12 protein-coding genes and 4 pseudogenes are annotated in these 13,367 nt (G+C 67.0%); 4 read left to right on the forward strand and 12 right to left on the reverse strand.

Translation table 11 applies throughout. The features are described 5' to 3' along the window. Nucleotides 1-48: 48 nt before the first annotated feature. From ON20_RS14675 to ON20_RS14715, 10 genes and pseudogenes are all read right to left on the reverse strand, one after another. Nucleotides 49-891 carry a carbohydrate ABC transporter permease gene (locus ON20_RS14675; RefSeq protein WP_438803410.1) on the reverse strand — a complete coding sequence of 281 codons (843 nt, stop codon included), beginning with the start codon at nucleotides 889-891 and terminating at the stop codon, nucleotides 49-51. 5 nt (nucleotides 892-896) lie between these two features. Next, nucleotides 897-1,850, reverse strand: a complete 954-nt coding sequence (locus ON20_RS14680; RefSeq protein WP_083864926.1) for a carbohydrate ABC transporter permease — start codon at nucleotides 1,848-1,850, stop codon at nucleotides 897-899. Then, nucleotides 1,847-3,154 (reverse strand): ABC transporter substrate-binding protein, encoded by a 1,308-nt coding sequence (locus ON20_RS14685; RefSeq protein ID WP_040836103.1) that lies wholly within the window; start codon nucleotides 3,152-3,154, stop codon nucleotides 1,847-1,849. The genes ON20_RS14680 and ON20_RS14685 overlap by 4 nt, the downstream gene beginning before the upstream one ends. A gap of 221 nt (nucleotides 3,155-3,375) precedes the next feature. Then, nucleotides 3,376-3,849, reverse strand: a complete 474-nt coding sequence (locus ON20_RS14690; RefSeq protein ID WP_051162483.1) for a UDP binding domain-containing protein — start codon at nucleotides 3,847-3,849, stop codon at nucleotides 3,376-3,378. Beyond that, on the reverse strand, nucleotides 3,846-3,947 hold the full coding sequence (locus ON20_RS40585; protein ID WP_083864927.1) for an NAD-binding protein: 102 nt from the start codon (nucleotides 3,945-3,947) through the stop codon (nucleotides 3,846-3,848). Before ON20_RS40585 ends, ON20_RS14690 begins: the two co-directional genes overlap by 4 nt. Continuing rightward, entirely contained in the window at nucleotides 3,940-4,890 is a 951-nt protein-coding gene (locus tag ON20_RS14695) for a glycosyltransferase family 9 protein (protein WP_040836105.1), read from the reverse strand. Before ON20_RS14695 ends, ON20_RS40585 begins: the two co-directional genes overlap by 8 nt. Before the next feature lie 207 nt (nucleotides 4,891-5,097). Further along, nucleotides 5,098-6,147, reverse strand: a complete 1,050-nt coding sequence (locus ON20_RS14700) for a glycosyltransferase family 2 protein (protein WP_051162485.1) — start codon at nucleotides 6,145-6,147, stop codon at nucleotides 5,098-5,100. Further along, nucleotides 6,144-7,766, reverse strand: a pseudogene (locus ON20_RS14705) (carbamoyltransferase family protein). The gene ON20_RS14700 and the pseudogene ON20_RS14705 overlap by 4 nt, the downstream one beginning before the upstream one ends. A 111-nt stretch (nucleotides 7,767-7,877) precedes the next feature. Further along, a pseudogene (locus ON20_RS14710) lies at nucleotides 7,878-8,841 on the reverse strand (UDP-glucuronic acid decarboxylase family protein). Then, nucleotides 8,817-9,865 (reverse strand): annotated as a pseudogene (locus ON20_RS14715) (glycosyltransferase). The pseudogenes ON20_RS14710 and ON20_RS14715 overlap by 25 nt, the downstream one beginning before the upstream one ends. 385 nt (nucleotides 9,866-10,250) lie before the next feature. Between ON20_RS14715 and ON20_RS38915 the strand changes: the two are divergent. The 3 genes and pseudogenes from ON20_RS38915 to ON20_RS14725 all read left to right on the forward strand — a co-directional run. Next, a pseudogene (locus ON20_RS38915) lies at nucleotides 10,251-10,598 on the forward strand (glycosyltransferase family 2 protein); the annotation flags it as partial. 200 nt (nucleotides 10,599-10,798) lie between these two features. Continuing rightward, nucleotides 10,799-11,134, forward strand: coding sequence for a hypothetical protein (locus ON20_RS38920; protein ID WP_245547252.1), 336 nt, complete (start codon nucleotides 10,799-10,801; stop codon nucleotides 11,132-11,134). A 4-nt stretch (nucleotides 11,135-11,138) separates the two neighbouring features. Further along, nucleotides 11,139-12,035, forward strand: a complete 897-nt coding sequence (locus ON20_RS14725; RefSeq protein WP_040836107.1) for a glycosyltransferase family 2 protein — start codon at nucleotides 11,139-11,141, stop codon at nucleotides 12,033-12,035. A 178-nt stretch (nucleotides 12,036-12,213) separates the two neighbouring features. Here ON20_RS14725 and ON20_RS14730 read toward each other — a convergent pair whose 3' ends face one another. Both ON20_RS14730 and ON20_RS14735 read right to left on the reverse strand, forming a co-directional pair. Continuing rightward, nucleotides 12,214-12,486: a ribbon-helix-helix domain-containing protein gene (locus tag ON20_RS14730; RefSeq protein ID WP_040836109.1), complete on the reverse strand. Its 273-nt coding sequence runs from the start codon at nucleotides 12,484-12,486 to the stop codon at nucleotides 12,214-12,216. 29 nt (nucleotides 12,487-12,515) lie between these two features. Further along, nucleotides 12,516-12,800 carry a hypothetical protein gene (locus ON20_RS14735; RefSeq protein WP_040836111.1) on the reverse strand — a complete coding sequence of 95 codons (285 nt, stop codon included), beginning with the start codon at nucleotides 12,798-12,800 and terminating at the stop codon, nucleotides 12,516-12,518. A gap of 200 nt (nucleotides 12,801-13,000) precedes the next feature. On the opposite strand from ON20_RS14735, the gene ON20_RS37635 reads away from it, so the two are divergent. Continuing rightward, nucleotides 13,001-13,288, forward strand: coding sequence for a hypothetical protein (locus ON20_RS37635; protein ID WP_040836112.1), 288 nt, complete (start codon nucleotides 13,001-13,003; stop codon nucleotides 13,286-13,288). The last annotated feature ends 79 nt before the right edge of the window (nucleotides 13,289-13,367 follow it).

Consider the following 13,367-nt stretch of genomic DNA (forward strand, 5'->3'; position numbering starts at 1 on the left):
TGAATCGTTGTCCGCCGGCCGTGACATTCGGGGCGGTGTGAGCGAAGGTTATCGTCCGCCGAAGCCGGACATGGCGATGCCACGGACGAATGCCTTCTGCGCGATGGCGTAGACGACCAGCATCGGCAGTATGATCAGCGTTGATGCGGCCATCAGTACCGGCCATTTCGAGACGTACTGCCCTTGCATCCAGACCAGGCCGAGGGTGACGGTGGAAATATCTTTGCGTTGAATCATCACCAATGGCCACAGGAAATCGTTCCACACATTGACCCACGTGAGGACGGCCAGCACCATGACGGCCGGCCTGGCGTGGGGTAGCAGTATTCGCCGGTAGATCTGCCAGGGTGAGCAGCCGTCGAGTATGGCGGCTTCCTCGAGCTCGGCGGGGAGTGTGCGGAAGAACTGCCGCATCATATAGGTGCCGAAAGCGCTGCCGAACAGCCCGGGCACAATCAGCGCCCACGGTGTGTCCGTCCAGCCGAAGACGCGCATGAGAATGAACTGTGGAACGACGGTCACGGTCAGCGGCACCATGAGCGTGGCCAGGTAGGCCACGAACAGGACGTCGCGACCGGTGAATGGGAGTCGGGCGAATGCGTATCCGGCCAGCGAGCAGAAGAACACCTGGCCGGCCGTAATGCATCCGGCATACAGAAGCGTGTTGGCGAACATCCGCCCGAACGGCATCAGCTGAAACACCGTGGTGTAATTCGACCATTGCGGCCGGGGCGGAATCAGAGTCGGTGAAGTGACTTCCGATTCCTTCTTCAGAGAGCCCGACAGCGCCCACAGAATCGGGAACAGGGCGCACCATGCCATGGCGATCAGCGCGGCGTAGAGTGCGCCGGCGCGAACGAGACCGCGCTTTCTCCATCGCCAACCCGACACCGACATCATCCCTCCGGGGAATTCTTGCGCGTGAACCGCAGTTGCGCGACGGTCAGGGCCAGCAGGATCACGAAGATCACCCAGGCGATGGCGGACGCGTAGCCGACATCACCGAACGCGAAGGCGTTCTGGAAGATCATGATGCCGAAGACGTATGTTCCCGTCTCGGGGCCGCCGTGGCCCCCGGTGAGGACATAGACCTGGTCGAACGCCTGGACCGAGTTGATGACGGAGACAACGAGGACGAATGACAGGGCACCCCGGATCAACGGCAGGGTAATCGAGAAGAAGCGCTGTATCTCCCCGGCCCCGTCGATCTTCGCCGCTTCGTAAAGACTTTCCGGCACACCTTGCATGGCGGCGAGCAGGACGACGGTGGCAAACGGAACGCTTCTCCAGATACTGACGACGCACAGCGAAACCATTGCCCACCTCGGGTCGACCAGCCAGGGGACGGGGCCGATGCCGAGCCAACCGATCATAATGTTGAGCAGCCCGTTGTTGGTGTCGAATACGAATCGCCAGACCACGGCCATCACCACGCTCGATACCGCCAACGGCAGGAACAGCACGGTCCGGAAGATACCGATCCCCCTGATTCTCCGGTTCAGTGTCGCGGCGATCGCGAGGCCGATCACCACGGTCGGTATCAGGGTTCCCACGGTGAAGACGACGGTGTTGCGCAACGCGATGAGGAAAAGGGGATCCCCGGTGAGCAGCCGGCGGAAGTTTTCCAGTCCGGCGAAACGCAACGGGCCGAACATGTCCCACCGCTGGAAGCTCAGATACAGCGAAAACCCCAGTGGAAACACCATGAACAATGCCACCGCGAGCAGGTTCGGTGCGACGAAAACTCGCGCGGCTCCGGCTTGCCGCTTCGCGAGCGCGGTCCGGTTCCGAGAACCGGCGGATTCCGGTACGACGGGTTTCTCGAGGGCGGGTTCTCCGGTGACGGTCATTGATTGCACAGCACCTCATCCGTGTCGTGAGAGAGTCTGTTCTCGAGCGATGCCGCCGATGTGGCGCCCCGGAGGACCGGGCCGAAGTAGCGGTCCATCAGGGCATCGATCCGGGGCCACGCGGGCGTGACCGGGAGCGGACCCGAGTATGCCGGTCCCTCGGTGAGGATCTCGAGATTTTCCATCTTCGGGTGCGCTGCGGCGAATCCGCCCGAGTTCACCGCCGACTTCAGGACCGGGACGAAAAGGCCGGATTCGGCGATGACGGCCTGCCCGGCCGGTCCGGTGGCGAACTTCACGAACTCCCAGGCCTGTTCTTTGCGCGGGCTGTCGGCCGCGATGGCAAGGCCGGTTGTGCCGATGTTCGAACGCGCCCCATGGCCTTTCGGCCCGGCGGGCAGCGCCGTGACATCGAAGTCGAGGTCATCGGCGTCGGAGAATGTTCTGTACCGCCAGTGTCCGCCCATGGCGAGCGCCGCCTTGCCTTGCGAGAACAGTTCCATCGTCGAGATCGACTGCTGGTCGGTCGGGGTCGGCGACACGCGGTACCTGTTGGCCAGATCCGCGTAGAACTGAACCCCCTCGATAAACGCGGCGTCGGCGAAATTGCAATGGGTCGGACGGGTTCGCGGGCTCGTCCATTCGACGCCGTTGTTCATACCGAACAACCCGGCCGAATAGTACGGCACCCACGTATCGACGAGTCCCCATTGTGTCACCGCGCCCGCTCGGTCACGTTTGGTCAGTGTTCTGGTCACCTCGAGGAATTCAGCGAAACTCCACGCGGCGTCCCATCGCCCGGGTGGTTTCGGTCCGACTTCGGTGAAGAGCTTCTTGTTGTAGAAGAGAAAGTTTCCCGACCACTGTTCGGGGAGAGCGTATTGCCTTCCGTCGAGGGTGAATGTGTCGTAGAGCGCCGCGATGCTCTCGGCTTTCAGTTCACCGGCGAAGGCCGAGTCCCTGTCGAGCATCGTGTTCAGATCGAGCAGCACCCCCCGGTCGGCCAAACAGGCATAGGTCTGCTCCCAGGCCATCAGCACATCCGGGCACTTGCCTCCCGCGCAGAAGGTCAGCATCTGCTGCACCGGATCCGGTCCCGCCAACACCGCGCGGACCTTGATGTCCGGATGTCTGCGGGTGAACTCGTCGATGACCCGCGCACGCCCCTCGGTCTCATCCGGATTGGCCTGGAAGAAGAATGTCAACGCATCATCGGCGTTACCGCACCCACTCGGCGCCGATGCCATGAGGGATGCACCGGCCATACCCACACTGCACAGGAATGTACGTCGCCCGAATTTCATGGTGATCCGAATTCCGTGTGTGACGGTATTGGTGGTCGAGTAGAAGAACGCACTATCCGGATTCGGATGAGCCGACGCCGGGCAGCCACATCACCAACTGATACAAAAGCATCGAAGTCTCCCGTATCGGCTCTCGAGGTTCGTCGGCACAACATTCGGGACAGTCGAGGAAACTCTACCGAGTCGTCGCGCCATCTCGGCTTCGCACCGCATCGGGTCGGCTACCGACGTCCGTTTCGGTGGTCCCACTCACGAGCCGCTACAGGAGCCTCGGTACCGATGCCGTTACCCACCCAGGCGAAGCCGATATGGCTCAGCACGTGCTTGTCGAGCAGGTTGCGAGTGTCCACGACCACGGCCCGGCCGGCGTCGGTTCCGAGCCTCACCCAGTCGAGCGCACGGAACTCGGGCCACTCGGTGAGGATCACGATCGCGGCCGCGTCCCTCGCGACCGCATACGGGTCGTCGACCACCCGAATCGGGTCGAGGCCCGGCGTGCTCCCGGGGACGCACGGGTCGTAGGCGGTGACCGTGGCGCCGTGGTAACAGAGTTGCCGCGCGACCGCGACGGCGGGGGAATCGCGCAGGTCGCCGGTGCCGGCCTTGAACGTGAGGCCGAGCACGCCGATCCCGAGGCCCGCCAGGGAGCCGTCGACCGAACCGGTGACCGCGCGACGGATCTTGCGCAGCATCATGGCATGCTGGCGGTCACGTGGTGTCCCAGGTGGGCCAGGCAAGCAGCACTGGTGAGTCCCACGTATCCGGCACCGATCACACCGACACGACTACCCATGGTGACCTCGCTTTCCGATCACTTCGACCGCGGCGGTGAGCACGCGCTCGGTTCGCACCTCGAGCAGCCCTGGGTCCGGACGGTCCGCATGCGGATCGCCGACCTTCCCGGCCCACAGCACGACATGGTGTTTCGCAGTGGCCGGCGGCCCCCACACGCGAGGAGGCGTGGGACCGAACAGCAATACCGACGGCGTGCCGAAGGCCGTCGCGAGATGTCCTACGCCGGTGTCGCCGCATACGACCAGTGCCGCGTCGGCCACCAGTGCGGCAAGTTCCACCAGACCGATGCGTCCCGCGTACACCGCCGAGGACGGCAGCCCGGCTCGGGCGGCGACCGCGTTCGCCAGTGATATCTCCGAGTGCGAACCGGTGATCACCACCCGCCGGCCGTCGGCACCCAGTTCCCGCGCCACTCGCGCGAAACGTTCGAACGGCCAGCGCCGTGCGGGATAGGCCGCGCCGGGGTGGATGACAATCGCGTTCGACTCCGGGACAGGCCCTGGCGGAGCGGGCAGCAGGAGCGCCGTTCGATCGGTTGCGATCCCTCCGTACTCCAGCAGCCGGCACCAGCGATCTACCTCGTGCACATCTTCACGCCAGTCGAGGCCGGGTTGGTCGGGGAAAGCCGAATGGCGGTGGGTCAGCAGCGTACCCGGGCTCGACGCCAGCAGATCACGGATACTTTCCGGCCCCGTGCCGTGCAGGTTGACCGCCAGCCTCGGCGACTCGCCCAACCATCGGAGCGCACCGAGCCCCGGGGTCGGTAGCAGCTCGTCGACCGCGTCGATGAGGTCCACGAGCTCGCCGAGCGATTCCGGCGCGGCGAGCACCACACGGTCGTCCGGGCATGCGCTCTTCAGCGCACGCAACGCGGGTACCGCGGTGAGCAGGTCGCCGAGCCCCAACGCGCGGAGCACGAGAACCGAGCCGCTCAGGGCCACGAGTCCTCTCCCGGTCCGCAACCGATAAGCGCCCGGACCGTTGCCGGTACCCGGACCGAGGGACCGCGGGCATCGACCCCCGCCGCACCGAATCCCGAAGCACCACCGGTGAGCGAGGTATTGGCGAGTATTCGCATCGCATCCCTTCGTTCTCGTGTCGGGCGGCGGAGACCAGGTGTGATGTCGAATAACCGCAACCCACGGGGATCAGCGCGATCTCACCGCCGCGACGGACCGGTCCCGGGCGGCAGCTCCCACAGGGCCGCCCCGGTCGGACACCGGTGTGAGCGGGGTCGCGTGGCGGTGGTGCAGTTCGCCGCGCAACCGGTGCCAGCACGCGGCTGGGGGGATGAGTACGCTGGTCGCTGTCATCCGCGCGATTTCGCCGGGTGTGCGCGGCCCGGGCATGATCCGGCGCACGGCGAATTCGCCGGTGAGCGTCGCCCATACTGCAGCGAATCCGAGGGCGCCACGCTTCCACCCGGCCACACCGAGCGCCATGGCCGCCGCACCCACCGCCGTGGTGAGCACATGGCGGGGGAAACGCCGGTTGGGTTCGCCAATGCGCCGGCGCCAGTGCGCGCCGTACTTGCGCCGCATCAAGGCGTTATCGGCGTTCCCGCGCTGTGCTCGCACACTGGCCATCGGCCCCGCGGCGCGGGGCGGATGTACGGTGACCCGGTCTCCGCGCACTATGGTGTAGCCGGCGAGGCCGACTCGCATCGCCAGATCGGCGTCCTCGCGAAAGGCCCTCGGGAAGCGCTCGTCGAAGCCGCCGACCGCGGCAAGTGCGGACCGACGGTAGGCCATGTCCGCGGTGATCCAGCGTGCGGTGGCCAGCCCGGCGGTCCCCCGCTCGTCATCGGTCGGGCGACGGTGCGCCGGCAGCGGGACCTCGATGCGGGCCGTGGACGCTGCCGTGTTCTCGTCCACACCGCGCAGGTCGTCGGCCAGGCGGGCCGGCCAATCCGGCGCGGTGAGCACATCGTCGTCCAGGAAGGCGATCCAGGAGCCCGTGGCGTACCACCACCCGGCATTCCTCGCCGCCGCCGGTCCACGGCCACCCGAGCGAATCACCTGGACCCGCGACAGAATCCTCGGCAGCGGTAATTCCCCGCCCTCGGGGCGGTCGTCCACCACGATGATTTCCCGGGGCTCGAGGCCCGCGGCGGCGGCGAGCGCCTCGAGCAGCACTCGGAGGCTGTCCCGACCGGTGGTCGGGATCACCACGCTGTAGTCCACGATGTGGTCGCTCATGTGCGCCGCACCAGGAACGGACCGATGGCCAGCAGATCGATCGGTGCGGAACCGAAACACTCGAGCGCGTCGCGAGGCGAATCGACCATCGGCCTGCCCGCGGTATTCAGGCTCGTATTGACCACCACGGGCAGGCCGGTGCGCCTGTCGAACTCCGACAGCATCCTCGCCAATACGGGTTCGTCCGCGGAATCGACAGTTTGCACCCGCGCGGTGCCGTCCACATGTGTCACCGCCGGGATCCGTGTCCGCCACCGGGGTGTGACGTCGTGGACGAACAGCATGTACGGGCTGGGCAACGGGCCACGGCCGAAGATCTCGGCCGCCCGGTCGGCCAACACCATCGGTGCGACCGGACGAAATCGTTCCCTGCCCTTCACCGCGTTGAGGCGTTCGAGGTTCGCCGACCGGCCGGGGTGCGCGAGCAGCGATCGATGCCCGAGTGCGCGCGGACCGAATTCGGCACGGCCCTGGAACCAGGCGACCACCTGATCCTCCGCCAGCGCCTTCGCCACCTCGGTCGCGATATCCGCCGGCCGCGTGTACCCGATTTCGGCCGCACGCAGAACAGCCGCCAACTCTCCGTCGGTCCACTCGCGACCGAGGTCGGTCCCGCGCATCGGGGCGGCACGCTCGCCGAATTCCGCGGCCAATTGCAGCGCGGCGCCCAGCGCGGTCCCCGCGTCACCCGCCGCGGGCTGGACCCAGATCCGTTCATAGGGACCTTCGGCATGCAGCCGGGTGTTGGCCACACAGTCGAGTGCGATACCACCGGCGAGCGCGAGGTTCGAGTGTCCGGTCCGACGGTGCAGCCAGGATGCCAGTCCCAGCAGTACCTCCTCGAGTCGCCGTTGGACACTCGCGGCGAGGTCGGCGTGGTCCGGTCCGAGGTCACCGCCGGTCACCGCGGGCGCGAAGCGCGATCAGTCCACCGGCTCGGTTCGGAAACCACCGTCGTCGGTGGAATAGACGAGTTCTCGGAACCGGTCGAGGAACCGTGGCGTGCCATAGGAGGCGAGGGCCATCACCTTGTATTCGTCGCCGGCTCGGGTGAACCCGAGGTGTTCGGTGAGATCCTCGTACATCAGGCCGAGGGAATGCGGCAGTCGCTGTGCGGCGAGTTCGACGAACTTGCCGTCCCGGTATTCGCCGGCGAGGTAGGACTGGCTTTCGCCGCGGCCGTCGGCCACCAGCACCGCCGAGTCGCCCCACGGCGCCGCGAGCGCTGCCGATGCCGCGTGCGCCACGTGATGCCGGACGAAGCGCACGATCGTGGGATCGAGGCCGGGCAGCACGGCCCGGAGGAAAGCGGGTGCCCTGCGGGCGTAGTCGGTGCGGGTCTCCTCGCTTCCCCGATCGAGACCGCCGAGAGAATGGTCGACCAGGGCGGGGTCGTAGGAGTAGCCCACCGCATCGAGTTGGTCGGGCCGTATGCCCGCTCGCTCCAGGCACCACGCGGCGGCCTGCTCGGGCATCTCCCAGGCGGAGAACGGCACCGGCCGCTTGCCGTGCTTACGGCGCGTGAATCGCTCCTCCTCCGCGGCCGCGACGATCTCACCGTCCACGATCACCGCGGCAGCGGGGTCGTGGAAGACTGCGTTCACACCTAAAATGCGCACCGGGCCGCCTTTCCACTCGGAGCACGGGCTCTGCCCACTGATGTTGGGCGCGCTACCCGCCGAAGTAAGCGCCAAACCGACACGCCCGGCAGACACGCCCGGCATCGTTACTCAACGCATCAACTTCTCCACCGACGTGGCGTGTGCCGCGAACCAGTCGATCGTGCGGCGCAGGCCCTCGGCCCTGCCGACCCACGGCTGCCAACCCAGTTCGCGTCGGGCGAAGGAAATGTCCGGGCAGCGGCGCTTCGGATCGTCTATCGCACCGTCGATGTATTCCACCGTGGAGCGGCTTCCGATCGCCGAGCGGATTTCCTCCGCGAGGCGTAGCACGGACAGTTCATGCGGGTTGCCGATGTTGACCGGTCCGGGGTGGTCGGTGCACGCCAGCGCGCACAGACCGCGCACGGGTGTCTTCGACATAGCAGAGCGAGCGGGTCTGCTCGCCGCTGCCCGCTATGGTCAGCGGTGCGGCCGACAGCGCCTGGGCGATGAAGGTGGGCACCATTCGGCCGTCGTCGGCACGCATACGGGGGCCGTAGGTGTTGAAAATCCGGGCGATCCCGGTGTTCACGCCCCGTTCTCGGCGGTACGCCATGGTCAATGCCTCGGCATACCGCTTCGCCTCGTCGTAGACGCTGCGCGGGCCGACCGGATTGACATGACCCCAGTAGCTCTCGGGCTGCGGGTGGACCGCGGGGTCGCCGTACACCTCGCTCGTCGACGCCAGCACGAATCGGGCTCGGTTCCGCTCGGCGAGTTCAAGGGCGTTGGCGGTCCCGAGGGAACCGGCGCGCAGTGTCTCGATCGGCAATCGCAGGTAGTCCGGCGGGGACGCGGCCGACGCGAGATGAAAGACGACATCGACCGAGCCCAACAGGGGAAAGCGCTCGGTGACGTCGTGGCACACCATCTCGAAGCCGGGCCGGTCCACGAGTGTGGCGACGTTGTCCGGGGTGGATGTGGCGAAGTTGTCGAGGGCGACCACTGCTGTTCCCGTATCGAGTAACTGCTCACACAAATGCGATCCGATGAACCCGCAGCCGCCGGTCACCAGTGCACGTTCCCACGCCATCGCGATCTTCGTGATTCGGCCTTCCGATCCGATGTGCTCGTTCGTTCGGTGATCTCGGCGAGCAGGGAATCCCACCGGCGCAGGAAGGCGCCGAGGCCATAGTGTTCCAGCGCGAGCTGCCGTCCCGCCTTCCCGGCGAGGACCGCCAGATCGGGTTCGCGGAGGAATTCGCGGAACTTCGCGGTGAGCACCGAGATATCGGCAGAGCCCGCACCGGCTTCCGGTGGTACCGCGCCGACGGCCTCGGTGGTCGCCAGGACCGGCACCGGCATGGCCAAGCCAAGTGCATGGCCTCGAGCAGAGACGGCCCGAGCGAGGTCCACCGCGCGGTGTGCAGATATACCCGTCTACGCGCTATTTCGGAATGCGGGACGGCCTGTTCGAAGTCGCCGATCTCGCGAACGGGATGCGTGGTGGACTCGTCGAGCGGGAACCCGTCCGCTCCGATACCGTAGACATCGACCGGCCCGGCTGTCGCGAAGGCGGGGAGCAGATCGGTACCGGTGATTCGTCCGCGACGCATCGGCTCGTTGATCAACGCGACGCCGTGGGGCACTTCTCCGGTATAGAGCGCTCCGGGGTCCACCACGCCGTGCGGCACGACCCGGGTGGGTGCTCGCCCGTTGTCCCACATCAGATCGTTGAAGTGTGTCACGTGCACGATCGGGATATCGGTGCGGTCGGCCGGCGGGTGCCTGGTGGTGGCCGCGCCCGCGCGCGGGGTGTTGTGCTCGACGTAGACCGCCGGAATGTCGGTGCCCGGATGCCGGCCGAGCCATCGTTCGGTGGGGTCGATTTCCTCCGGGCACTGGAGCACGACGACGTCCGGCTCGGTTTCGCGCAGTTCGCCGGCGGGCACCTCGTCGGCGGACGGCAGGTCGCGGCCGTCCCGGCCACGACCCCACGGCCTGCCGCCTTGCTCCACCGGGATGAGGTAGCGGTGTCGACCTCGGACGAACGACGTTGTCCGTGCGCCGTGGACATGCCAGAGCAAAACTCTGAGCTGGTTCATCGTATCGGCCATGTCGGTAGCTCTTGCCTGCTCACACCGGATCAAACCCGGCCGGGCGCAGGCCGTGAGAACCGGCGCTTCTCGCCCATGTCGCATCGTCGCCGGACGGCGGCCGCCGCGGTGTCTGCCGCAAGACCGCGGCGGCCGGGATTGGTGTGGTGCGCACCGGGTAGGCACGGAGCATGCGTGTACCTGTGACCGGGTGGGCCGGTTTTGTTCACGGACAGACAACGGCGGCGGATGTCTCGAGCATGTGCCGAGTGGACGACGCTCTCGCGGCTGCCGTGACACCCCGCGATAGGGCGTGGAGTCCCGGTTCCCGGCCCGATGCGTCGCACCCGGACGACGACTCCTCCCGCGGGTATCTGCGTAACGAACCGCTCGCGGGCCGGCCGGCGTGAGCGCGGCCCATGGCGAGCCGAAGCCCACGGTCGTCATCGCGACGAGGAACCGCGCCCGCGAGTTGACCCGTACCTTGACCGAGTTGCGGGCATTACGTCCGCGCCCGGCGATCGTGGTGCTGGACAACGCTTCCGATGATGACACCGTAAGTCGAGCGGAGACCTTCCCGGATGTGAAGGTCATCCGGCTGTCCCGCAATCTCGGGGCGGCAGCGCGCAACCTCGGCGTCGCGATCGCCCGGACCCCGTATATCGCGTTCAGCGACGACGACTCGTGGTGGGCCGGTGACGCACTCGGCGAAGCCGAGCGGATATTCGACTCTTGTCCACGGCTGGGCCTCGTAGCGGGTCGTACGCTCGTCGGCACCGACAACCGTGACGATCCCGTCAACAAACTGATGACGACCAGCCCCCTCGGACATCCCCCGGGCTGCCCGGTCCAGTGGTTCTCGGCTTCCTCGCGTGTGCGGCGATTGTCCGGAAGGAGGCATACCTCCAGGTCGCCGGGTTCAACCCGCTCCTGCATTTCGGTACCGAAGAACGATTGCTGTCACTCGATCTGGCGGCATACGGCTGGCATCTCTGCTATGTGGCGGACGTGCGCGCCCACCACCACCCGTCGCCTCACCGTCCGCCTCCGGCGTGGCGCGGGCGGATCGAGCAGCGGAACAACGCGCTGATCGCCTGGATGCGACGGCCCCTGCACCGGTGCGTGAACGAGACCGTCGGTCTGCTCGGCCGGGCGACGCGTGACCCGGGGATGTTGCCGACGGTCGCCGGGGTTTTACGCCGCCTGCCGTGGGCGTTGGCGCAGCGGCGTCGGCTGCCGCCCGAGGTGGAGCGCCAGACCCGAATCCTCGAACTCACCGAAAGGAAGTGACCGGATGGCCACGGACCGCATGACGGTCGTCGTCATCACCCGCGACCGGCGCGAACAACTGCTGGAAACGCTCGCGCACATGATCGCGCTTCCCGACGCGGCGCCGATCATCCTGGTCGACAACGCGTCCTCCGACAGCACGGCCGACGCGGTCGCCGCGGCGTTCCCGTCCGTGGAACTCATCCGCTCGCCGGACAATCTCGGTGCGGTGGCCCGCAATATCGCGGTCGAACGGGCGCGCACGCCGTATGTGGCGTTCTGTGACGACGACACCCAGTGGCAGCCGGGCTCCTTGGCCCGCGCCGCCGACCTGCTCGACCGGTATCCCGGCTTGGGTTCGGTGACCGGACGCTGCCTGGTCGCGCCCGACCTGCACGAGGATCCGATCACACCGAAACTGCGCGATTCACCGGTTTCCGGGCCCGATTGGCTACCGGGTCCGGCGCTGCTCGGCGTGATGGCGGCTCTGTCCGCCTTTCGGGTGAGCGCGTTCAGGGAGGTCGGTGGTTTCTCCCGACATCTGTGGTTCGGCGGGGAAGAGGAACTGCTCGCGCTCGACCTCGCGGCCCACGGCGGGTGGATGTGCTGGGTACCGGACATGGTGATCCATCACGCGCCTTCCCGGATACGGAATTCGACCCATCGACGCGGGCTCGGTATCCGGAACACCCTGTGGACGCTGTGGTTGCGGCGGCCGGTACGAAGTGCGGCCCGCCGAACCGCCGTGGTGCTCCGGTCCGCCCCGGCCGACCTGGCGACGGCCGGGGCCGTGCTGGAGTCCTTGCGCGGACTGCCCTGGGTATTGCGCGAAAGAAAAGTCGTGCCCTCGCACGTGGAAGCCGGCCTCGTGTTGTTGGAAGAATCCCAACGCCGTTCCCCGGCCCGTCGTTACGTGGGCTGAGTTCCACCCGCCGACGGCCGAGCGGCGATCACGCCGGGCGTCGGTGTCGGTCGCTCGCGGCGGCCACGCGGTACACGGCAACAACTTCGGTGGGATCAGGATGCCATGTCGAGCCGGCCTTCGAAGCCCGAGGGATCGTGGCGTCCGAGCACGGCGTGCACGACACCTCGGCCGGGGGTCAGGCGGTCCTTCGCAAACCCGCCAACGCTCGGATGGCGTCCGTCAGCGAGATCGGGTGATCGTGTTCCAAGGTGACGAGGCCGGTCTCGAGCAGCTGGCGTATCAGCATCGACTTCGTGATACCGCGATCGGCAGCGGCGGTCTCGAGCCGCTTGTCCAACTCGGCCGGCATCTTCACGGACCGAGACACCATCACGCCGGCGGGCCCGGGCGTCGGCGGCAGCTCGACCCGGTCGTCCGTGTACTCCAGACGCGCGGCGAAGGCAGCCATGTCTTCAGGGGTACCAGGCCATTCGGCACTCATCGCGTCTTCTCCCATTCGACGAATTCTTCGAGTTGTTCCGGAGTCATCCGCCGAGCCGCGACGATCTGATGATCGAAGTGGTCCCGCGGTCGAAGCGTCACGATAAGTGGCCGTCCGTCGTCCGTGCGGGCCCAGATGGTCAACGCCGCCAACCCGGTTACGGGGTCGACGCCACGGCGCGGCCATCGGCGATCGGCGTAGAGCACCTCGATCACCTCATGACGCTCGACCCCGGCCATCGCCAGGACCGTTGAGGCGCCGAACCACCACTCATAGGTCACCCTCACATTCTATCGCCTGGTACCACGATCGTAGTACCCGGCGTCACCGTATTTCTCCGACTCCGCTACCCGCCGCCATTGCGATCTCGCCGCGATATTCAGTGGATGGTTCGGGGTGGCCGACCACCCCGTGTTGGTGGACGTAGACCACGGCCTGGACGCGGTCGCGCACCCCAGTTCGGTGAGAATGCGCGAGACATGTGATCCGACCGGGGAACGTAGCGCACAAACCCGGTCCTTCGGGGCCGGATCAGCGCATCACCGCGTGGGCCTTCCTGGCCCAGGGGGTGGTCGTTGCTGTTGTTCTGTGTAAGGACAGCAACAACCGGGCCAAGACCCGGTCGCGGGTCGCGCGGGTGGCCGGTACGCGGCGGGACCGGGCGTACAAGCACACCACGGCGATCCGCCGCGACAACCAAGCGGTGTATGTCGAGGACCTGTGCGCCAAAAGCCTGGCCCGGACCCGGTTTTCGCTGTCTCCGACGTAGGGGCGATGCCGCTGTGCACACTTGCCGCCCTGGTGGAGGCCCGCTCGACGCGCCCGACACGGGATCGGACCTGCGCCGA

The organism is Nocardia brevicatena NBRC 12119, from assembly GCF_000308495.1.
Taxonomy (GTDB): Bacteria; Actinomycetota; Actinomycetes; order Mycobacteriales; family Mycobacteriaceae; genus Nocardia; species Nocardia brevicatena.

Excerpts from the sequence above, each read along its gene's own strand:
- ON20_RS14680 (WP_083864926.1), bottom strand. The coding sequence starts at position 1,850 with ATGACCGTCACCGGAGAACCCGCCCTCGAGAAACCCGTCGTACCGGAA.
- ON20_RS14685 (WP_040836103.1), bottom strand. The coding sequence starts at position 3,154 with ATGAAATTCGGGCGACGTACATTCCTGTGCAGTGTGGGTATGGCCGGT.
- ON20_RS14690 (WP_051162483.1), bottom strand. The coding sequence starts at position 3,849 with ATGATGCTGCGCAAGATCCGTCGCGCGGTCACCGGTTCGGTCGACGGC.
- ON20_RS40585 (WP_083864927.1), bottom strand. The coding sequence starts at position 3,947 with ATGGGTAGTCGTGTCGGTGTGATCGGTGCCGGATACGTGGGACTCACC.
- ON20_RS14700 (WP_051162485.1), bottom strand. The coding sequence starts at position 6,147 with ATGAGCGACCACATCGTGGACTACAGCGTGGTGATCCCGACCACCGGT.
- ON20_RS14725 (WP_040836107.1), top strand. The coding sequence starts at position 11,139 with ATGGCCACGGACCGCATGACGGTCGTCGTCATCACCCGCGACCGGCGC.
- ON20_RS14730 (WP_040836109.1), bottom strand. The coding sequence starts at position 12,486 with ATGGCTGCCTTCGCCGCGCGTCTGGAGTACACGGACGACCGGGTCGAG.